Source organism: Paenarthrobacter sp. CC6 (genome assembly GCF_040560085.1).
Lineage (GTDB): Bacteria > Actinomycetota > Actinomycetes > Actinomycetales > Micrococcaceae > Arthrobacter > Arthrobacter nicotinovorans.
Genome location: NZ_JARDAN010000005.1, coordinates 448,851 through 469,333, shown reverse-complemented (window position 1 = coordinate 469,333; position 20,483 = coordinate 448,851). Strand labels below are relative to the sequence as shown.

General features: G+C 62.7%; 22 protein-coding genes. 14 read left to right on the top strand and 8 right to left on the bottom strand.

Annotation, left to right across the window (positions count from 1 at the left end; genetic code table 11):
* The 6 genes from PV760_RS04630 to bioB form a co-directional block, all read right to left on the bottom strand.
* The gene (locus tag PV760_RS04630; RefSeq protein ID WP_018777106.1) at positions 1 to 1,329 is read right to left on the bottom strand and encodes an MFS transporter; all 1,329 of its coding nucleotides are present in this window, start codon (positions 1,327 to 1,329) and stop codon (positions 1 to 3) included.
* A gap of 161 nt (positions 1,330 to 1,490) precedes the next feature.
* Positions 1,491 to 2,090 carry a helix-turn-helix domain-containing protein gene (locus PV760_RS04625; RefSeq protein WP_018777107.1) on the bottom strand — a complete coding sequence of 200 codons (600 nt, stop codon included), beginning with the start codon at positions 2,088 to 2,090 and terminating at the stop codon, positions 1,491 to 1,493.
* A gap of 89 nt (positions 2,091 to 2,179) precedes the next feature.
* Entirely contained in the window at positions 2,180 to 2,560 is a 381-nt protein-coding gene (locus tag PV760_RS04620) for an Hpt domain-containing protein (RefSeq protein WP_018777108.1), read from the bottom strand.
* A gap of 334 nt (positions 2,561 to 2,894) precedes the next feature.
* The gene (locus PV760_RS04615; RefSeq protein ID WP_354627258.1) at positions 2,895 to 3,374 is read right to left on the bottom strand and encodes a very short patch repair endonuclease; all 480 of its coding nucleotides are present in this window, start codon (positions 3,372 to 3,374) and stop codon (positions 2,895 to 2,897) included.
* Between the two features lie 41 nt (positions 3,375 to 3,415).
* Entirely contained in the window at positions 3,416 to 3,634 is a 219-nt protein-coding gene (bsaP, locus tag PV760_RS21455; protein WP_082499785.1) for a biotin synthase auxiliary protein BsaP, read from the bottom strand.
* Positions 3,635 to 3,642: 8 nt separating this feature from the next.
* On the bottom strand, positions 3,643 to 4,665 hold the full coding sequence (gene bioB / locus PV760_RS04610) for a biotin synthase BioB (protein ID WP_354627257.1): 1,023 nt from the start codon (positions 4,663 to 4,665) through the stop codon (positions 3,643 to 3,645).
* A 196-nt stretch (positions 4,666 to 4,861) separates the two neighbouring features.
* On the opposite strand from bioB, the gene PV760_RS04605 reads away from it, so the two are divergent.
* On the top strand, positions 4,862 to 6,589 hold the full coding sequence (locus PV760_RS04605) for a purine-cytosine permease family protein (RefSeq protein WP_018777111.1): 1,728 nt from the start codon (positions 4,862 to 4,864) through the stop codon (positions 6,587 to 6,589).
* A gap of 154 nt (positions 6,590 to 6,743) precedes the next feature.
* Here the strand turns inward: PV760_RS04605 and PV760_RS04600 are convergent, their stop codons facing one another.
* Positions 6,744 to 6,929 (bottom strand): CsbD family protein, encoded by a 186-nt coding sequence (locus PV760_RS04600; protein ID WP_018777112.1) that lies wholly within the window; start codon positions 6,927 to 6,929, stop codon positions 6,744 to 6,746.
* A 108-nt stretch (positions 6,930 to 7,037) separates the two neighbouring features.
* Here PV760_RS04600 and PV760_RS04595 point away from each other — a divergent pair, with 108 nt between their 5' ends.
* Positions 7,038 to 8,048, top strand: a complete 1,011-nt coding sequence (locus PV760_RS04595; RefSeq protein WP_354627256.1) for an SDR family oxidoreductase — start codon at positions 7,038 to 7,040, stop codon at positions 8,046 to 8,048.
* Positions 8,049 to 8,072: 24 nt separating this feature from the next.
* Here PV760_RS04595 and PV760_RS04590 read toward each other — a convergent pair whose 3' ends face one another.
* Positions 8,073 to 9,248, bottom strand: coding sequence for a zinc-dependent alcohol dehydrogenase (locus PV760_RS04590; RefSeq protein ID WP_110505854.1), 1,176 nt, complete (start codon positions 9,246 to 9,248; stop codon positions 8,073 to 8,075).
* Positions 9,249 to 9,383: 135 nt separating this feature from the next.
* Between PV760_RS04590 and PV760_RS04585 the strand changes: the two genes are divergently transcribed.
* The 12 genes from PV760_RS04585 (at position 9,384) to PV760_RS04530 (ending at position 20,474) form a co-directional block, all read left to right on the top strand.
* Positions 9,384 to 9,587, top strand: a complete 204-nt coding sequence (locus PV760_RS04585) for a hypothetical protein (RefSeq protein WP_354627254.1) — start codon at positions 9,384 to 9,386, stop codon at positions 9,585 to 9,587.
* Positions 9,588 to 9,741: 154 nt separating this feature from the next.
* Positions 9,742 to 10,269: a hypothetical protein gene (locus PV760_RS04580; protein ID WP_055974429.1), complete on the top strand. Its 528-nt coding sequence runs from the start codon at positions 9,742 to 9,744 to the stop codon at positions 10,267 to 10,269.
* A gap of 60 nt (positions 10,270 to 10,329) precedes the next feature.
* Positions 10,330 to 10,914 carry an SIS domain-containing protein gene (locus PV760_RS04575; RefSeq protein WP_039240495.1) on the top strand — a complete coding sequence of 195 codons (585 nt, stop codon included), beginning with the start codon at positions 10,330 to 10,332 and terminating at the stop codon, positions 10,912 to 10,914.
* Positions 10,915 to 10,969: 55 nt separating this feature from the next.
* Entirely contained in the window at positions 10,970 to 11,656 is a 687-nt protein-coding gene (locus PV760_RS04570) for a hypothetical protein (protein ID WP_354627253.1), read from the top strand.
* A 79-nt stretch (positions 11,657 to 11,735) separates the two neighbouring features.
* The gene (locus PV760_RS04565; RefSeq protein ID WP_354627252.1) at positions 11,736 to 12,806 is read left to right on the top strand and encodes an alkene reductase; all 1,071 of its coding nucleotides are present in this window, start codon (positions 11,736 to 11,738) and stop codon (positions 12,804 to 12,806) included.
* Positions 12,807 to 12,979: 173 nt separating this feature from the next.
* Entirely contained in the window at positions 12,980 to 13,678 is a 699-nt protein-coding gene (locus tag PV760_RS04560) for a GntR family transcriptional regulator (RefSeq protein WP_039240132.1), read from the top strand.
* 271 nt (positions 13,679 to 13,949) lie between these two features.
* Positions 13,950 to 14,957, top strand: a complete 1,008-nt coding sequence (locus PV760_RS04555; RefSeq protein ID WP_354627251.1) for a sugar phosphate isomerase/epimerase family protein — start codon at positions 13,950 to 13,952, stop codon at positions 14,955 to 14,957.
* A complete protein-coding gene (dhaL, locus tag PV760_RS04550) occupies positions 14,954 to 16,708 on the top strand; it encodes a dihydroxyacetone kinase subunit DhaL (protein ID WP_354627250.1) in 1,755 nt (584 codons plus the stop codon). The genes PV760_RS04555 and dhaL overlap by 4 nt, the downstream gene beginning before the upstream one ends.
* Entirely contained in the window at positions 16,705 to 17,187 is a 483-nt protein-coding gene (locus tag PV760_RS04545; protein ID WP_354627249.1) for a ribose-5-phosphate isomerase, read from the top strand. The genes dhaL and PV760_RS04545 overlap by 4 nt, the downstream gene beginning before the upstream one ends.
* 2 nt (positions 17,188 to 17,189) lie before the next feature.
* On the top strand, positions 17,190 to 18,188 hold the full coding sequence (locus PV760_RS04540) for a 3-hydroxyacyl-CoA dehydrogenase family protein (RefSeq protein WP_055974447.1): 999 nt from the start codon (positions 17,190 to 17,192) through the stop codon (positions 18,186 to 18,188).
* 15 nt (positions 18,189 to 18,203) lie between these two features.
* Positions 18,204 to 18,968, top strand: a complete 765-nt coding sequence (locus PV760_RS04535; RefSeq protein ID WP_189075992.1) for an SDR family NAD(P)-dependent oxidoreductase — start codon at positions 18,204 to 18,206, stop codon at positions 18,966 to 18,968.
* Positions 18,969 to 19,124: 156 nt separating this feature from the next.
* Complete coding sequence (locus PV760_RS04530) at positions 19,125 to 20,474, top strand: MFS transporter (protein WP_018777127.1); 1,350 nt, start codon at positions 19,125 to 19,127, stop codon at positions 20,472 to 20,474.
* The last annotated feature ends 9 nt before the right edge of the window (positions 20,475 to 20,483 follow it).

Sequence of the window (20,483 nt, the reverse complement as noted above, 5' to 3'; positions counted from 1 at the left end):
TTACTTGCCGACGAAGATGCCGTTGCTGCGGCGGGCGGCGATGTAGAAAACGATGCTGAGGATGGACAGGACGGCCACGTAGACCGGGAAGATCCAGCTGAGGTTTAGTGATTGGAACCAGACCAGGAGGTAGGAGGCGGTTCCGCCGAAGAGGGCCACACCGATGCCGTAGCCAAGGGCTACGCCGGTGCCGCGGATGTTCTTGGGCATCAGGGAGGAGCTGACCACGTTGTAGAGGGTCATGTTGAGCACCAGGACAATCGAGCCGCCCAGGAGGACTGCGGCGAAGCCTCCGATGCCCGGCTGTACGTAGAGCAGCATCAGGAAGACCGCGGGGATGGCAAGGATGCGGGTGACCAGAAACCAGGTGGACATCGCTTTGCCGTCGGCGAGTTTTCCGATGACCCAGCTGCCAATGACCAGGATGACGCCCAGGATGGTGGTCAGGGCGAATACAGCGGTGGGATCTTCCTTGAATCCGCTGCGGGCGGCGCTGGGGAGGCCTACGTTCCAGGCGTAGTTGTAGGCCTGTGCCGCGCCCACCACGAAGATGATGGCCAGGACGGACAACCAGTGCTTGCCGACGCCCTTCCAGACTGCGCGGGGGGTGTTGGTTGCCATTTCCTCCTGCTTGAGGGTTTCCGGGAGGGAACGGCGGAGGTAGAGGACCACGAAGCCGAAGAGGGCGCCGATGATGAACGGGACCCGCCAACCCCACTCGCCCATGGCGGTCCCGCCGATGACCAGGCTGCAGAGGAAGCTGACCAGGGAGGCCATGAGGATGCCGATGTTCACATAGAAGGACATGATGCCTGCGACGTACCCTTCGCGGCCTTCCGGTGCCAGTTCCACGGCGTGGGACGTGGAGAGCGGAGCTTCGATGCCGGTCGAGATTCCCTGCAGGACGCGGCACACCAGGAGGATGATGCCGGCGGCAGGGCCGATGGTTGCGTAGCTCGGGGTGATAGCGATGATTAGGGTGGTGCCTGCCATCAGCATGATGGACAGGAGCATGACGCGTCGTCGGCCGATCCGGTCCGCCAGCGTGCCCAGGAGGATGCCGCCCAAGGGGCGGAAAGCGAACCCGACGGCGAACACGGCCAAGGCGTTCAGCGTTGCCGAGAGGGGATCGGTATTGGGGAAGAAGTTGGGGCCGATGAAGGCTGACAGGAGGCCGAAGACCATCCAGTCGTACCATTCAAGGGCGTTGCCCAGGCCAAGTCCGAGGAGGCCCTTACGGACTTCCGGGGTGAACCTGGCGTTCTTCACGGCAGTGGATTCATGGGTTTTGGGTGAGGGGACTACGTTGTCCGTTTGGATGTCGAGCATGGAAGTGTCCTTACGCTGACGCCCGGGAGGGCGTGGGAGGGTATGACGCAGGAACGCCCGTTGGAGGCGTTTGATGCGAAAGTGGCAAGGAGTGTCAGCGGCCACGTGTTCGTGCCCGGACGGTTAAGGGAAAACGCCGGCGCCGTTGTACGGCGGCAGGGTTACCACGCGTGTGGTGCGTTGACCCAGATGGCTACGCATACCTCTTCGTAGCTGTTCTTGTACCAGTGGGGGATCTCTGAGGAGTAGGTGATGGAGTCGCCCTCTTCGAGGCTGTAGCAGACGCCGTTCAAATAGACGTCTTTACGGCCGGAGATGATGTAGCAGAACTCTTCACCGCTGTGGGTAAAAGGGGTGTCGCTGGTGTCGTGCCCTGGGGGCGTGCTGATCCACTGTGCTTCGATGCTTCCATCGCGGTTCGGGGTGAGCAGTTCATGTACTGCTTCACCGACGGATTCGCGCGTGACGTTCTTCAGGTTGCGTCGATCGGACCTGCGGACCACGGGGGACTTTGATTCGTCCTGGCCTATGAAGAATCTCCCTACGGGGATGTCCAGGCCGTGGGCCAGCTGGGCCAACGTGGTGAAGGATGGGTTGGCCATGCCGCGTTCGATCTGGCTGACGATTGCCTGGCTGAGGCCTGTAATGTCCGAGAGTTGGGCGAGGGTCATGCCCTTTGCCTTGCGCATGGTGCGCACCTTGTTTCCTACAGTCGCCAGCAGTTCGCTGGTGGCTGGTGGGGCAGGAGTCTCGGTGGTCATTGCCGCATCCTTCGTTGGTGAGCTAACTCACACAACTATAGTGAAGATTTTTAGCGAGTCAATGGTTTTCTTCATTAAGGTGAAGAATTTTACGGAATCGGGGTTTCCAACTCCCGGATGGTCCCGAAGACGAAGTTCTCGATCGCACGGACTTGATCCGTCAGTTCGTGCAGGTGATCGGCAGTGGGCAGCAGCCGGATGCTCATCTCCAGTTCCGTCGCCAGGCGCTCCATGCAGATCGCCCCCACCATATGGCTGGACGTCTTCAAGCTCAGGACCGCGTCCATGGCGTCTTCGATGTCGAGATTGTCCAGGGCGCGATGCAGCCGGGAAACCCGCCAGGGCAGCAGGGCCACGTAATTGCGAACGAACGCGTGGATGATGGTGGGGTCGCCGCCGAGCTCGGCTTGGAGTCCCGTGAGAACGGTGTGATCCACCAAGGCGTCTGTGCACTCGTCATACTCAGACACCAAACCCCTCCCGCCTCCGAACAATCGATTCACGCTTCAACAGTAGAACCCGTGGAACAGCGGAAGTGCCATAAAAGCAAAGCTTGATCCAATCTTGAGCGGACTCAGAGGGAGTCTTGATTCCCGGGCCGCAGAGTAGGGCGAACAGAAGAAATCCCTGATCCGGGGGACCTTCCAGCGTCTACCAAGGAGAGGGGAAAAGCGTGGACAGCAGTGCTCGCCCATCGCCTGGGCTGATGGTCACTATTGCCTTTTGCCTGGCGATCCTCCTCGGCATCGGCGGGACCGCGGCCTATGCTCTCTGGGAGCAGGGATCACACAGTGTTGGCTCCGATCACCCCGTCGAGTCTGCCCCCTCAACGTCCTCCAGGCCGTAGCCGGCGCGCCTGCCCAGGAAATCCGTCAAGCGGTTTTCGAGAACCGGAAGATCCTTCAGCTCGCATTCCCAGACCGTCAGCACCTGCCAGCCGGACGCACCGAGTTGCTCCCGCTGCAGGGCATCCCGCTCCCGGGTCCGGGAACGCTTGGCCGCCCAGAAGTCCGCATTCGCGGCAGGAGCATGCAGGCCGGCCTTGCAGTCGTGGAAATGCCAGAAGCAGCCGTTGACGAAGATGACCTTGCGGCGGCCGGCGAACACCAGATCGGGCCGGCCGGGGAGCTTTGATCCGCCGGATTGGCCGTGCAGGCGATACCTGTAGCCCTTGGCATGCAGGAGCCTGCGGACCAGCAACTCCGGTTTGGTGTCCTTTCCCCGGATTTTGGACATGTTGCGGCTGCGCTGCTCCGGTGTTAACAGGTCCCGGCTTTCGCCCATAAGACCACTCTACCCAGGGAGTTTTTGTACAGATAATGGCCTTATGGAGCGCTTTTAGGAGCATTATCTGTACAAAAACTCGTGAGGGGGTGGCGTGAACACTCGGCCGTCCATCCCAACGGCGTGACCTGGACCTTCATGCGCCTCCGACACGCCGGGCAATAGCGCGGCGGCTCCATCACCAACTGCTGTCGGCAGCTTTGGTGAGCGTCCGACGTCGGGCCCTCACCTCCGCAGTGCCCGCAGTAGGCGGGCGGCACCGCGGCCCTCACAGCGACTTCTGGAGCTCCTTGATGGGCATGTTCAGCTCCACCAGGAGATTGAGGTCGGCGTTGGCAGGACGGCCCAAGGTGGTGAGGTAGTTGCCGACAATGACGGCGTTGATCCCGCCGAGGAGACCCTCCCGGGTGCCGAGGTCGCCGAGCGTCAGTTCGCGTCCTCCGGCGTAGCGGAGCACGGTGCGTGGCATGGCGAGGCGGAAGGCGGCGATGGCGCGGAGGGCGTCCTTGCCGTCCATGATCCCCTGGTTCTCCAAAGGCGTTCCGGGGCGGGGATTGAGGAAGTTCAGGGGGACTTCGTGCGGTTCAAGGGCGGCGAGCTGGGCGGCCAGTTCGGCGCGTTGCTCCACGGATTCGCCCATGCCGATCAGGGCGCCGCAGCAGAGTTCCATGCCGGCAGCCTTGACCATGGCGCAGGTTTCAAGGCGTTCTTCGTAGCTGTGTGTGGTGACGACTTCGGGGAAGTAGCTGCGGGCCGTTTCAAGGTTGTGGTTGTACCGGTGCACGCCCCACCCGGCCAGCTGGTCCACCTGGCGCTGGGTGAGCATGCCCAGGGAGCACGCGATGTTGATGTCCACTTCTTCGTTGATGCGGTCAATCGCGAAGTTGATCTGGTTCATGAGCTTGATGTCGGGGCCACGCACGGCAGCGACGATGCAAAACTCTGTGGCTCCTGTCGCGGCGGTTTCCTTGGCTGCCTTGACGAGCTCCGGGATGTCCAGCCAGACCCCGCGGACGGGGGAGTCGAACAGCCCGGATTGGCTGCAGAAATGGCAGTCTTCAGGGCAGCCGCCGGTCTTGATGGAGATGATGCCCTCCACCTCCACGTCCTCGCCGCAGTGTTTCAGCCGAACTTCGTGCGCGAGTTGAAGTGCCGCCGGGATGGCGTCGTCAGGCAGCCGCAGAATCTCGACAAGCTGGTCTTCGTTCAGGCCCTCGCCGCGTTCCAGGACCTGCCGACGGGCGGTGTCAAGAATGGCGTGGACGGTCTTTTCCTGGGGTGCGTGGGTCATGTCCTCGACGGTATCCGTGCAGGTGGAAGGGCATTTTGTGGGGTGCGCACAAAGGGTGATCCGGGATTTTGGTGATGGAAGCTTTGGTAGCCCTGATGCAGAAGTTACAACTGCGAAACACGCCCGTGACTGAATTGACGCGCTGCGTGACTAGCGTCGTGGACGAGCCCAGGACCCACGAAGAAAGCGAGCCCGCATGAGCGACGACACGACGAGTACCGCAACGCTGGAGCCGACGACGGCGGCAGGCCCCGCCGTCGTCAACGGCACCTCAACCGTTCCAGCGTCAGGCAACGCCGACGCAATGAGCGCAGCGAAAGAAAGCCTGGAGGACTACACGCTCCGGTTCGCACCGCGTTCCTACCGGAAGTGGAGCGCCGGCGTGGTGGCAACCAGCGCCCTGGGTGGAATTGCGTACCTGGCCGACTTCTCCATTGGAGCGAACATCGGGATTGCCTATGGAACGGTGAATGCCATCTTCGGCATCATCGTGGCCGCAGTGATCATCTTCGCCACAGGTTTTCCGCTTGCCTACTACGCGGCCCGTTACAACATCGATCTTGACCTCATCACCCGTGGCTCCGGTTTTGGTTACTACGGCTCGGTGGTCACCAACATCATCTTTGCCACCTTCACGTTTATTTTCTTCGCCCTGGAAGGCTCCATCATGGCCCAGGGCCTCCAGCTGGGCCTGGGCATTCCGCAGTGGATCGGCTATGCCGTGTCCACCATCATCATCATTCCGCTGGTGATCTACGGGATGAAGACCCTGGCCACGCTGCAGGTATGGACCACGCCCCTATGGCTCCTTCTGATGGTGGTTCCGGTGGGCTACCTTCTTCTTTCGCACCCTGAGAGCATCGACGCCTTCTTCGCGTTCACCGGTGCTTCGGGCGACGGCGGACCCAACCTGGCGTCGGTGATGCTGGCCGCAGGCGTCTGTCTGTCCCTGATGGCCCAGATCGCCGAGCAGATCGACTACCTGCGCTTCATGCCGCCCAAGACCGCCGAAAACAAGGGCGCCTGGTGGCGTGCAGTGATCCTCGCCGGGCCGGGCTGGGTGATCTTCGGCGCCATCAAGCAGATCATCGGCCTGTTCATCGCCATCTACCTCATCGCCAAGCTCGACCCCGCAGCCGCAGTCCACGCCAATGAGCCGGTCCACCAGTTTCTGGGCGTCTACGAAGAGATGATGCCGGCCTGGCTCGCCATGACCCTGGCCGTGGTGCTGGTGGTCATTTCGCAGATCAAGATCAACGTGACCAACGCCTACTCCGGATCACTTGCCTGGACCAACTCCTTTACCCGCATCACCAAGACCTACCCGGGCCGCATGGTGTTCGTGGTGGTGAATCTGGTGATCGCATTGATCCTCATGGAGTCGAACATGTTCGAGTTCCTCAACACCATTCTGGGCTTCTACGCCAACTGCGCCATGGCGTGGGTGGTCACGGTAGCCTCGGACATCGCCATCAACAAGTACCTGCTGAAGATCTCGCCCAAGGTTCCGGAATTCCGGCGCGGCATGCTGTACGCCGTGAACCCGGTGGGCTTCGTGTCCATGCTGGTTTCCGCCGGAGTTTCCATCGCGGTGTTCTTCGGTGCTTTCGGCTCCGCCGTCCAGCCGTTCTCGCCGATCTTCGCTGTGGGCCTGGCGTTGGTGCTGCCGCCGGTGCTGGCTCTGGCGACCAAGGGCCGCTACTACTTGCGCCGCACCGACGACGGCATCGAGCTGCCGATGTTCGACGCCGACGGCAACCCAAGCGACGCCAAGCTCCTCTGCCACGTCACAGGCCTGGAGTTCGAACGCCCCGACATGCTCCGCTCCGGCCAGGACGGTCCCGACGGCGAACCGCAGTACATCTCGTCCCTCGCCTTGTCCACGGACAAGTCGGGCGGCCTGGTCCTTCCCGCTCAAAAGTAGCCGGACCCACCCAACGGGGAGCGGCCGACGCGGTTATCAGAAACCGGCGGCATTGATTGCTACCTGCTTGGCCGACGCAGAACGCCCCGGCTTCCTTTGGGGGAGCCGGGGCGTTCTGCTGTGTGTTCTGCGTTTGTTGGTCGAGCTGTGGGGCTTACTTGTCGAAGGCGTCCTTCGCGGCGTCCTTGACGTTCTCGCCTGCCTGCTTGGTCTTGGCTGCTGCCTGGTCGGCAACACCTTCGGCCTGCAGTTTCTCGTTGTTCGTGGCGTCACCCAAGGCTTCCTTGGCCTTGCCGGTGACTTCCTGTGCCTTGTTGCTGATCTTGTCTCCGAGTCCCATGGGATCTCCTTCGATGTAGTCCAACGCTGACAATTGCTAGGCTAACGAGCAATTCTGGGTACTTCCTGAACGTACTCCGCCAGCGGCCAGGATGCTTACACTGAAGCCATGGTTCAGGACACCCCGAATGGGGAATCGGGACAAGCGGACTTGGATGAGGACATCGCGATGGCCTTTGTGAACCAGGTAATCCGCCCTTCCGAGGATCCTCCCGAAGACGACGCCCAGGAATCCGAAGCTCCTGTTGGCGCAAACCCGGCCGCAGCCAGCGGGCCTCAGCTCCAGGACCCGGGGTGGGCTGAGGCCGGGATTGCCCGCCCGGACTACGGCGAGCGCAACTATGTTGGCCACCACCGGATGATGGGCATGCGCACGTTGATCACCGGCGGTGAACGCGGTATCGGCAGGGCCGTGGCGCTCGCCTACGCCCGTGAAGGCGCCGACGTCGCTTTTACGTATCTTCCGGAGGATGAGCAGGAGGCCGAGCAAACCGTCAAACTCATCGAAGACGCCGGAAGTCGGGCGCTCGCCCTTCCCGGTGACCTGCAGGACGAGGAATTCTGCCAGGAAGCCGTAGCGCAGACCGTTGCCGAATTCGGCGGACTCAATGTCCTGGTGAACAATGCCGGCTATCAGCTCTTTACCAGCCATGGTCTTGAAGACCTGGGCAACGAACAGTTCGACCGGACCTTCAAAACCAACGTCTACGCCCTGTTCTGGCTCTGCAAGGCTGCACTGCCGCATCTGCAGCCCGGGGCTGCCATCATCAACACTTCCTCATACCAGGCCTACCAACCCGGCCGGTGGCTGATCGACTTTGCCGCCAGCAAAGCAGCCGTCAACAGCATGACTTTTTCCTTGGCCGAAGCCTTGGGACCCCGGGGGATCCGCGTCAACGCCGTTGCTCCCGGGGACATAGGAACAACGGCGCAACCGTCCGCCCCGCCCGCGCAGAACCCAGCCCACGAAGAACGGGGGGAGTCCCCTTTGGGCATTCCGCTGGGCCGGGCCGGACAGCCCGCCGAACTCGCGGCTGCCTATGTGTTGCTGGCCACCGAGGATTCCAGCTACATTTCGGGCTCGGTCATCGGTGTCACGGGCGGAAAGCATCTGGCGTAGGCGTCCGGGATACCCGTCCCGCCGTCAGGGCTTCAGCACCACCTTGATGCAGCCGTCCTGCTTCTTCTGGAACTTCTCGTAGAGCGCAGGCGCCTCATCCAGGCCACCGGTGTGCGTGACCAGGTTCATCACTCCCAGGGGATCGGCGTCGTCCTCTACCAACGGGAGCAGGTCGTCCATCCAGCTGCGTACATTGCATTGACCCATGCGGAGCTGGATCTGCTTATCGAACATGGTCATGAGGGGCATGGGGTCGGCTTGGCCGCCGTAGACGCCGCTCAAGGAAATGGTGCCACCGCGGCGGACCATATCCACGGCCGTGTGGAGCGCGGCAAGCCGGTCCACACTCATGGTCTCCATGGCGACCTGTGCGGGCTTGTCCGGAAGGAGGGATACTGCCCGGTGAAGGAAGGAAGCCACCGGGGAGCCATGCGCTTCCATGCCCACGGCGTCAACCACGGCGTCGGGCCCCCGGCCAAGCGTTTCCTCGCGGACTTTTCCGGAAACGTCCGAACTGTAGTCCAGTGTTTCCACACCACGCGACTCTGCCATGGCACGCCGTTCCGGAACGGGATCGACGCCAATGACCCGGAAGCCCTTGTGCAGGCCGATTCTGGTGACAAACTGGCCTACCGGTCCCAGGCCCAGGACCGCCAGGGTTCCACCTTCGGGAACATTGGCGTACTCCACTGCCTGCCACGCGGTGGGCAAAATATCGGAGAGGAAAAGATAGCGCTCGTCCGGCGCGTCCGAGTCCACTTTCACGGGGCCGTAGTCCGCGAAGGGCACCCGCAGGTACTGGGCCTGCCCGCCCGGAACAGAGCCGTACAGCTCGGAATAGCCAAACAGAGCCGCTCCTGAACCCTTTGCTTTGACCTGAGTGGTTTCGCACTGGGACTGCAGGCCGAGGTTGCACATGTAGCAGTGCCCGCACGAAATGTTGAAGGGGACAACCACGCGGTCGCCCTTCTTGAGGCGATGGACCCCGGATCCCACTTCTTCCACGATGCCCATGGGCTCGTGGCCAATGACGTCGCCTTTATGCATGTACGGTCCAAGGACTTCATACAGGTGAAGGTCCGAGCCGCAGATGGCGGTGGAGGTGATGCGGACAATCGCGTCCGTGGGCTCCTGGATGGAGGGGTCCGGAACGTCTTCGACGCTGAGTGAGCGCCGGCCTTGCCATGTCACTGCTTTCACTTTTGGATCTCCCTGCTGTGCTGCTGGGGGTGGGTCCCGCTCTTCTGGAGACCTTCCCAGCGAAACAGAGATCATGCCGAGGCACAAGGTCGCCCGCTCTCGACAGGCTTCCCCGGCGAAGCCTACATTGAGGCCATGAGCGAGGAAGCAAACAAGGCTGAAGAGACGCCAGCGGAACAGTCCGGGCAAGAGGCGCCTGCCGCCGTCGAACATGACAAAGGCACCGCCGGATCGGGCGACTTCACAACTGAACTGGACCCTACTTTTGTCCCGGATGACTCCGGGGAGACGCCGGACGCGAAGCGCGCCAGGGAAGATCCGGAGGAGACCGGCAGCTGAAACTAGTAAGTAACCTGATAACTAGCTACCATAAAGGAGAGGCGGACCCGGAAACGTTTAGGAATAACCCGATCTGGGTACGACTCGGATATTAAGCACAGCGAGGGCCGCGAGCGGCGCCCACAGAAGCCCGCTCACCAGGGAGGTAATCCTTATGGATACAGGACAACTGGTACTGATCATCGTGCTGGCCGTGGTGGTCATCGCCGCTGTGATCTTCGCGGTCGTCGTCGGACGCCGCAAGAAGGCCGAAGTCAACCATCGCAGGGCCGAGGAATTGCGCGAAAAGGCGCAGGAAGAAGCCATTGGCGCCCATCAAGCCAAAGCGGATGCTGCCCAAGCCGAGGCCAATGCTTTGCAAGCTGAAGCCGAAGCGAACCGGCTCCGTATGGACGCCGAAAAGCACGCGGAAAAGGCCGACGAAGCGCACGGACGCGTCGAGGAACATCTTCGGCATGCCGAAAAGCTTGATCCGAATGCCGCTTCGGCCCGACCCGCCGATGCCAGCCGCGCAAACGACCGCGGCACTGCCGGCGCGGACCGTGCCGAGGACGTAAACGGTTCCCATGACGGGGACCGTGCCGACGCATCTGACCGCTCCAATCTGGCTGAGGGTGAGCGACTCACACGCGACCGGAGCAGGCGCGACGGCTCGACGCGTGAGGATGAAAGGAACCTGTAGTTTCAACGACGAAGCGGAGGTAGGAAAGTGAGCATTGTGGTGAGACGGACAGGTCAGGCGATCCGCGGTACGGAGTCGAAGGCGAACCGGCATGCGGTCGACGTCGTCCTTGGCCACCTTGGTGAGATCGGCCCGGCCGTGGCGGCATTGCGCCGGGAGTCGTCCAGGCTCGCCGAGTGGGGCGAAGAGCTGGCCCGTGTCCGCCTGCGGGGAGGCAGTGTGTTCGCTGCCGGAAGCGACGGCTCAGCCCACGAAGCCGACCGGTTTACCTCCGAGCTGACCGCCCATGGCGCTGCGCATCCTCACGACGGCAGCCCCGGCTCGTTCACGGCCATCGTCGCCAGCAAGGAAACCGGGGAAACCATCAGTGACCAAATTCCCTCAGTGGTCAGGCAGGGAGACATCGTGGTGCTGCTGGCTGCCAAGGGGATTACGGACGATCTCCGCAACGCCGCGACCGCTGCCAAAGCCGCCGGCGCCAAGGTGTGGGCTCTGACAGGCAGGGACTCCAAGGACCTGGCCCAATCCGTCAGTGAAGCCATCAACATCAACACGGACCCCCCACATGCCGAGGAAGCGCACCTGGTGGCCGTCCTTGCCCTCTGTGAGTGCTTCGACGAGTCCATGCGGGAGCTGACCAAGTAACAGCGGCGGCGTGTGTCAGCCCGGGCTGGGCGCGTGGCCGTGACACTCTATCCCTGTGAAAAGTACTGTTATTGGCTATTTTGCGGTGCTGGCGCTCTCAGGGCTGGTGTCCCTTAGTGTCCTTGGTGCATCCATGCTGCAGCGCAACGACAACCGGGGCATCCCTGTTCTTGCCTTGGTGGTCGGTGGCCTGTTGCTGACCTTCGTTCAGGGGGTGATGCTTGGGCGGAAAAGCAAGGCCGGGAGCGCTGTTGGGTCTCCCGGGGCCATCGCGCGGGAGTCGACGACGACCACCGTCGTTGCCTCCGAGGATTTTGCACACTCACCGTCCGCCGTGTGGGCCGTCATTCGCCCTGCTGAATCGTCCCTCTCCTTGGAGGACGGCGTGTACCACGCCCTGTCCGTGCCGGCTATTCCGGATGGGCCGGGCGAACTTCAGTGTTTCTTCCACCGCAACGGCTACATCGGCGTACTGGAAGTCGTCGAAGAGGTTCCGGAGCAGATGGCCGTCACCCGCCCGCGGGTGCCGGTCGGCCCTGACATGCTCACGAGGTACAGGCTGGAGGGCATCGGAGGCGGATCCCGGCTGACCATTGAGAGCGACCTTGAAGTCTCTGGTGACTTCTCCTTGGAAGGAGAAGAATGCCGCCGTTACTGGGGCTCCTACTTCCGCAGGGTGAATGCGCTGCTGGATCAGCAAGCGGGGGGACCTGGCGAAGCAGGAGCGGCAACGAGGATGTGATCTGCCACTCAGTCGGAATAGTTGCAGACGCCATGCAGTTGTGCGCAATGAACCTGTTTCATTCTGAAAGGAACTGCGCATGCTGTTTTCCCCCTTGGCCCTCGGCGAGCTTGAACTTTCCAACCGACTGGTAATGGCCCCGCTGACGCGACTCCGCGCCGGCGAACAGGGTGTGCCCGGTTCCTTGATCGCCGAGCACTACCGTCAACGCGCCTCCTTGGGCTTGATCGTGAGCGAAGGAACCTACCCGACGCCGGCAGGCCAGTCCTACCCGGGGCAGCCTGGCCTCGTGACCGAGGACCAGATTGCCGGATGGAAAAAGGTGACTGATGCCGTTCACGCAGAGGGTGGCCGGATGTTCGCCCAGATCATGCACGGCGGCCGGGTTTCGCATGCCGACATCACTGGTGGCCACGAGATCGTGGCTCCCAGCGCGGTAGCCATTGACGGTGAGGTACGGACCCCGCAGGGCAAGCAGGCCTACCCCGTGCCGCGTGAACTCCGCACTGACGAGCTCCCGGGAGTGATCCAGGAGATCGTCACAGCGTCGAAGAACGCTATTGAGGCAGGCTTCGACGGCGTTGAGCTCCACTCCGCCAACGGTTACCTCCTGCACGAGTTCCTTGCCCCGAATTCCAACGTCCGTGCCGACAGCTACGGTGGTTCTCCCGAGAACCGCGCACGCTTCGTGATCGAGACCGTCAACGCTGTGGTGGAAGCCTTGGGTGCCAACCGCGTCGGCATCCGGATCTCCCCGGAGCACAACGTGCAGGGGATCGCCGAGACGGATGCCACCGATGTCCGGGCCACCTACGAAGTGCTGGTGGACACCATCGCTCCGCTCAACCTCGCGTACCTGAGCATCCTGCACCACGAGCCCAAGGGTGCGCTGGTCCAGGATCTTCGCGAGCGTTTCAACGGCACTTTCCTGGTCAACACCGGTTTCAGCGAGATCACTACCCGCGATGAAGCGTTCGCCATCATCGAAGAAGGTCTCGCCGACGCCGTGGTGGTTGGCCGTCCCGCCATCGCGAATCCGGACCTTGCCCGCCGCTGGCGTGAAAGCCTGCCGCTGAACGAACCGGACGCTTCGACGTTCTACGCGGACGGCGCCGAGGGTTACACGGACTACCCGTTCTACGCGAACTAACCCACAGCACGCCACGACGCCGGCACTCACCACTCGTTTCCAGTGGTGCGTGCCGGCGTCGTGCCTTAAGTAGTCGTGCTTAAGTACCGGTCACCTGTAACTACCGGCATCCAGCGCAATGTGACGACGTCTCCCTATCGGCCATGGGTCCGCGTTCCTATAGGATTTGTGGCATGTCTCAACCTTCGCCGGCAGTCGCCCGCCCCGGCTTTCCTGTCAGTCGCCAAGTCCTGGCCGACCACGTATATGAAGCCTTGCTCGAATGGCTCATGGACGGCCGGTTGGAGCCCGGAGCTGCCGTCAGCATCGACGGAATGGCGCGGGAACTGGACGTTTCGCCGACGCCGGTGCGTGAGGCGCTGGCCCGCTTGGAGCATACGGGGATGGTGCGTCGTGTCGCGCTGAAGGGTTACCGGGTGGCGCCGGTCTTCACCCGCGAAGACTTCGCCGAACTGATGGAAGCCCGGCTCTCAATTGAGCCCGTCAACGCCCGCCTGGCGTGTGCCCGCATGACCCCGGAGGGCTTGGAAGCGCTGAAGCAGGCTGTGGAGGACTTGAAGACAGCTCCCAGGGGCGGGACGTTCGCTGAATACCGCAACTATCTCGAAGCAGACGAGCGATTCCACCAGCTCATCGCGGCCCAGGCCAGCAACCAGTTCCTCTTGGCGGCCTATAACACCCTGGGCGGACAGATTCAGCGCTTCAGGCTGTTCGGGGGAGTGGGCATCACCGATGCTGAGCAGGCAATCTCCGAGCACCAGGCCGTGCTGGATGCGATGATGAGCGGCGACCCGGAGAAAGCCGCGCGGAAAATGACCGAGCACGTGGAAAAGGTGCGCGGCCGGGCGATCGCGGACGCGCCGGCAGACTAACCAGCCGACGCCGGCAGACTAACCAGCCGACGCCGGCAGCCTAACCAGCCGACGCCGGCAGCCTAACCAGCCCGCGTCTGGTTCGCGGACTTGCCCGCTGACCGCACGCGCATGCCCGCAGAGCCCCGTGCGCCCCGTCACCAGATCCTGTGACCCCCTTCACAGACATATGTATGACATATAGGATCTAGGAAGTTTCCGAAAAGGCTTGACAGTTCCTCTCTGTTCGTAAATCCTATAGGAAACAGGATTCCACGAAGGAGTGATCATCATGGCGTATACCGCCGAGAATTGGCCCATTACAGCGGCCCTCCTGCAGTTCCCGGGCACCGACAGCACGGGCCGGGACATCAACGACGCCGATGCTTCCGTCTGGGCCGAAGTCCTTCAGGAAGTGAAGGAAGCAGGGTTCGCGAACGCCGACCTGACCGACAGCTGGGTCCGTCCGGGAGACCTCAGCAAGGACCGCCTCGCCGAGTTCAAGCAGATCGCGGACCATGTGGGCATCGGGATGCCGGTGATCTCAGCAATTCGTCGCAGCGTCATCCACAGCACGGACTGGGCCGACAACCTCGCCTACAGCCACCGCACCATCGACGCCGCCGCAGAGCTCGGTTGCGAAGTTGTCTCCATCGGACTCCACCAGGCCATCACTGCCGAGCAGCAGAAACAACTGTGGTTCTGGACCGTGGAGGGCTACAAGGATCCGGTCGGGGACAAGGAAGCATGGGGCAACGCGGTCTCCCGTATCCGGGAACTCGGAAAGCACGCAGCAGAGGCCGGCATCCTGCTCTCCTTGGAAATGTATGAGGACACCTACCTGGGCACCTCCGACTCTTCCGTCCAGTTGGTCCAGGACATCGGCCTGGACAACGTTGGCCTGAATCCGGACCTTGGCAACCTGATCCGCCTGCACAGGCCCATTGAGGACTGGCGGGAAATGGTGGCCAAGACCCTCCCGTACTCCAACTACTGGCACATGAAGAACTACATCCGCGACGAAGACGTAGCCCGCGACAGCTACATCACCATGCCTGCCCCGATGGAAAGCGGACTCATCAACTACCGCGAGGCCTTCAAAGTGGCGCTTTCGGTGGGCTTCCAGGGCATCCTCTGCACTGAGCACTACGGCGGAGACGGCCTCAGCGTGACCGCCAGCAACCAGGACTACCTCCGCCGGCACGTCCTCCCCAAGTCCGATGGCTATGCGCTGGGCACGAGCCAGGTCGCCCAGGGACGGCAGCAGCCCGCGGCAGCGTTGGCAGGAGCCGCGAAATGACACAGATCTTTGACAACCCGGCAGACTTCGCCGACGAAGCCCTCGACGGTTTTGTCGCTGCCAACCGCGGCTACGTAGCCAGGGTGGACGGCGGAGTGGTGCGCTCCACCGAAGTACCCGCCGGCCAGGTGGCGCTGGTGGTTGGTGGAGGTTCCGGGCATTACCCGGCCTTCGCAGGACTCGTCGGACCCGGCCTTGCGGCTGGTTCGGCGTGCGGCAACATGTTCGCCTCCCCGGCGGCCGGCCAGGTCTACCGCGTGGCCAAGGCAGCCAATGCGGGCGGGGGAGTCCTCCTCAGCTACGGAAACTACGCCGGCGACGTCCTCCACTTCGGCCAGGCCCAGCTGCGGCTTAACGCCGAGGGCATCGAAACCCGCACGGTCACCGTCACCGACGACATCGCCAGTGCGCCTATTGAGCAGATCGAAAAGCGCCGCGGCATTGCAGGGGACCTCACGGTCTTCAAAATCGCCGGCGCCGCCGCAGAAGCAGGACTGAACCTCGACGACGTCGAGCGATTGGCCATCAAGACCAACTACCGCACACGTTCCCTCGGTGTGGCGTTCGACGGTTGCACGCTCCCGGGAGCCACGGATCCGCTGTTCCATGTCCCTGCCGGCCAGATGTCCCTCGGCCTGGGGATCCACGGCGAACCCGGCATCTCCGAGCACCCCATGCCCACGGCCTCCGAGCTCGCCGATCTCCTGGTGTCCAAGCTGCTGGCCGACAAGCCGGAGGACGCAGGGGACCGCGTCGTAGCGATCGTCAACGGACTGGGCACCGTCAAATACGACGAACTTTTCCTGCTGTTCGGGAAGATCGAAAAACTGCTCAGTGCCGCAGGACTGACGGTCGTTGAACCTGAATGCGGCGAGCTGGTGACCAGCCTGGACATGTCCGGACTCTCGCTGACGCTGCTGTGGCTGGACGAAGAACTCGAACAGTATTGGGCAGCACCCGCCGACACTCCCGCCTTCCGAAAGGGCAGCATGGCACCGCGCGCAGCCCGCGCGGCTGCGGCCATCGACGACGCCGAAACCGCCGACGTCGAACAGCCCACCCCGGCTGCCGCCGAACTCGGGCGGCAGGCCATTGCGGTCCTCGCCCAGGTGCGGGACGTCGTCGTCGAGCATGAAGAGGAGCTCGGCAAGCTGGACGCAATCGCCGGCGACGGCGACCACGGTATCGGCATGCGCCGCGGCGTGGATGCCGCCGCGCAGGCCGGAGAAGCTGCGAGCGGTTCTTCCGTTGCGCGGATTCTTGCCAGCGCCGGTGAGGCGTGGAGTGAGCGGGCCGGTGGCACTTCGGGGGCGCTGTGGGGTTCGGCAGTCATCGCAGCCGGGTTGTCGCTCGGAAACCGGGAGTCCTACAGTTCCAAGGATGCCGCCGCTGCGGTGGAAGCCTTCACCAGCGCCATCACCGAACTCGGCAAGGCCGATCCCGGTGACAAGACCATGGTGGATGCCCTCCTGCCGTTCCGGGACGCCTTCCTTGCAGAACTCGACGGCGGAGCTCCAGTTGACCGCGCACTGGCAGTCGCCGCTGCAGCGGCCGAGTCCGCTGCCGCCAATACCGCTGACCTCCGGCCGCTCAAGGGCCGCGCACGTCCCCTCGCCGAGAAGAGCATCGGCCACCCTGATCCCGGTGCAGTGTCCTTCGGCCTGATCGCCGCAAGGATCTCCCACCACATCGATTCACAACTGGCCGCCGCGGCTCCCTCCACAGCGGCCGGAAACGGAGCATCAGAATGAGCAACACACCAGGCTGGCGCATCATCGTCGGCAACGATGAAGCCGGAGTGGAATACAAGAACGCCCTCCTGGCCCTGTTGGAAGCTGACCCGCGTGTTGCGTCAGTGACCGACGTCGGCGTGGGTCCCAACGATTCCACTGCCTACCCGCACGTGGCCGTTGACGCTGCCCGCAAGGTGGCAGAAGGCGAAGCGGACCGGGCACTGCTGATCTGCGGAACGGGACTGGGTGTGGCCATCGCAGCCAACAAGGTGCCCGGTATCCGCGCAGTCACCGCGCACGACAGCTACTCCGTGGAACGTTCAGTCCTGAGCAACAACGCACAGGTCCTCACCCTCGGCCAGCGGGTGATTGGCCGTGAACTGGCCAAGAAGCTGGTCGGAGAGTGGCTCAGCCACCGTTTTGACGAAAACTCATCCTCCGCCGCCAAGGTGGACGCCATTTGCTCGTACGAGCCCGACTACACAAAGGCAGTCTGATCATGACCGTTTCCGAAGACACTGAAACCACTGAAGCCGCTGTAAACAACGCAGCCCGGAAGATCGCCGTCGTTGGCTCCGGCTACATGGGCGGCGGAATCGCGCAGGTCCTGGCACTCGGTGGAGCACGCGTTGCGCTGGCTGACGTGTCCGCCGAAGTTGCGCAGAAGAATTACGACCGCCTCCTGGTGGAGTCCGAGCAGTTCATCGCGGACGGCCTTTTCCCTGAAGGCTCCACGGAGATCCTCAAGCAGAACTTGTGGGCTGCCAAGGACATCGAGGAAGCTGTTGCCGACGCCGACTTCATTGAGGAATGCGTTCCCGAGGTGCTGGAGATCAAGCACCAGACGCTCGCACGGATCAGCGCCGCAGCCCGTCCGGATGCAGTGATCGGCTCCAACACCTCAACGATTTCCATTGCGGCGCTGGCCGAGGCCGTGACAAACCCGGAGCGTTTCCTGGGCGTCCACTTCTCCAACCCGTCACCGTTCATTCCCGGCGTGGAGGTCATTCCCCACGCAGGTACTTCCGCGGCAACGGTGTCCGCTTCGCGTGACCTCGTCCACGCGGCCGGCAAGCAGACCGCCGTCGTGAAGGACGTCACCGGCTTTGTCCTCAACCGCCTGCAGTACGCGCTGTTCCACGAGGCGGCACAGCTGGTGGAGCAGGGAATCGCAACAGCCGACGACGTCGACACCCTGGTGCGCACGACGTTCGGCTTCCGTTTGCCCTTCTTCGGTCCGTTCGCCATTGCGGACATGGCCGGGTTGGATGTCTACAACTTCTGCTACAAGTCGCTGCAGACCGGATTCCCGGAGCGCTTCGCGACGCCGAAGATCCTCTCCGACTTGGTGGAGGCCGGCAAGCTCGGCACCAAGACCGGTGCGGGCTTCCTCAATGTTCCGGCAGAACGCACCCCGGAACTGATCGCCTACCGCAACAAGGCCTACGTCGCCATGCAGAAGCTCATTGAAGAGCTTGGCCCGGCCCCGATCAACTAATCCAGGAGAAACCACATGACTTTCCCCGCAGAACGCACCGCAATCGTCACGGGTGCTGTTTCCGAGCGCGGCATCGGCCGCGCCACCGTCAACTACCTCGCCGCGCAGGGCTGGAACATCGGCATCATCGACCTCGACGACGCTGCTTGCAAGGCTGCCGCGAAGGAGATCGCCGCCGAATACGGTGTCCTAGCCCACGGCGTAGGCGCCAACGTTGCCAGCGAATCCGAAGTACGTGCAGCCATTGACGAGCTTGAGGCAGAACTGCCCCAGATCGTGGCACTGGCCAACGTTGCCGGCGTCAGCTCGCCCATCGGCTACCTCGAGCTCGAGCCGGCCGAGTGGGACCGCGTGCTGAACATCAACCTCAACGGCGTCCACTACGCCACCCGGCGCGTTGCCGAGTCCATGGTGAAGAACCGCATCGGCCGAATCGTCAACATTTCATCGGTTTCCGCCCAGCGTGGCGGCGGCACGTTCTCCAAGACCCCGTACTCCGTAGCAAAGGCGGGCGTCATCGGACTGACCCGTGCTACGGCGCGCGAGCTGGGGGAGTACGACATTACCGTCAACGCCATCTCACCGGGGCCCATCGACACCGACATCATGGGTGGCACGCTGAGCCAGGAACGCAAAGATGAACTCACCAAGGACCTGGTAGTGAACCGCGTGGGCTCCACGCGTGACATCGCCGCCGCCATCGCCTTCCTCATCAGCGAGGACTCCGGATACATCTCCGGCCAGACGCTGAATGTGGATGGCGGACTGTACATGCACTAGGCCTTCGCCGATGAAGACCTGGACCCGAGAAAGAAAGATCTACCTTGCCGTGGGCGTCGTCGTCTGCGTCGTGGGCCTGGTGCTCATTTTCTTCCCGCGCTGATAGCCCGCGCTGAGGTTATCTCCCCCCAATTGACTACTCAAAGAGGAGTTTCGATGTCTGTTGCCTCGAGTTCCACCAAGGAATTGCTGGATTCGCCGGTCCTGAAATCGGCCATATCCAAGGCTTCATTCCGGCTGATGCCCATGTTGGTCATCCTGTACGTAGTAGCTTTCCTTGACCGCACCAACGTGGGCTTCGCCGAAGCGGCACTCGGTGTGGACAAGGGCATCACCGCCGGGGCCTACGCCCTGGGTGCCGGTATTTTCTTCATCGGCTACGCCCTGTTTGAAATCCCCAGCAACCTGCTGCTGACCAAGTTCGGCGCGAAAATGTGGCTTGCACGCATTGCGGTCACGTGGGGGATAGTGTCCGCTTGCTTCGCGTTCGTGCAGGGTGAAACCTCGTTCATCATCCTCCGGTTCCTGCTGGGCGTGACTGAAGCCGGGCTGTTCCCCGGCGTGATCATGTTCCTCGCCGCATGGTTCCCCAACAAGGTCCGTGTGAAGATGTTCGCCATCTTCTACCTTGCCCAGCCGTTCTCGCAGATGATCGGCGCCCCGCTCTCGGGCTGGCTCATCAACATTGGTGACCAGGTTCCGGGGGTTGCCGGGTGGCAGGTGATGTTCTTCGTCGAAGGCATGCTCGCTGTCCTGGCAGGTATTGCTGCCTTCTTCTTCCTCATCAACAGCCCCCAGGATGCCAAGTTCCTGAGCAAGGAAGAAAAGGTGGCCCTGACCGATGTCATGGCGCTGGAAGACACCGTGAAGGAAGAATCCGGCCCCCGCGGCGTCATGGCTTCGATGAAGAATGGCAAGGTCTGGTACTTCACCGTCATCTACTTCTGCCTGCAGATCGCGGTGTACGGTGTCACGTTCTACCTTCCCCAACAGGTGTCCCAGCTGACAGGACAAAAGGTAGGGCTCGCCGTCGGACTGCTGACCGCCATCCCATGGTTCTTTGGCATCTTTGCCTGCTTCTTCATCGGGAAGGCAGCCAACACGGTCCTCCGCCGGCGCCGCTGGGGCACGGCTTTGTTCGTCTCCACAGGTCTGTGCATCTTCGGTTCCGCCTGGGCCGGCGCCAACCACCAGCCGGTCCTCGGCATCATCTTTATCACCCTGGCGGTGTGCAGCTTCCTGGCGATCGGTCCGATCGCATGGTCATACCCGACGGCGTTCCTCACCGGAACGGCTGCAGCTGCAGGCATCGGCCTCATCAACTCCCTGGGTAACCTGGGCGGTTTCGTCGCACCGATCCTGCGCACCTCAGTCAACCAGATGACGGCCTCGGACACGGGGACCATGGGTGTTTACGCCCTTGGGGTCCTGCCCTTCCTGGCCGCGGTGATGATGTTCGGCACCCGCGTCTTCTCCAACAAGGCCGACGAGCTGCTGGACAAGTAGTAATGAACG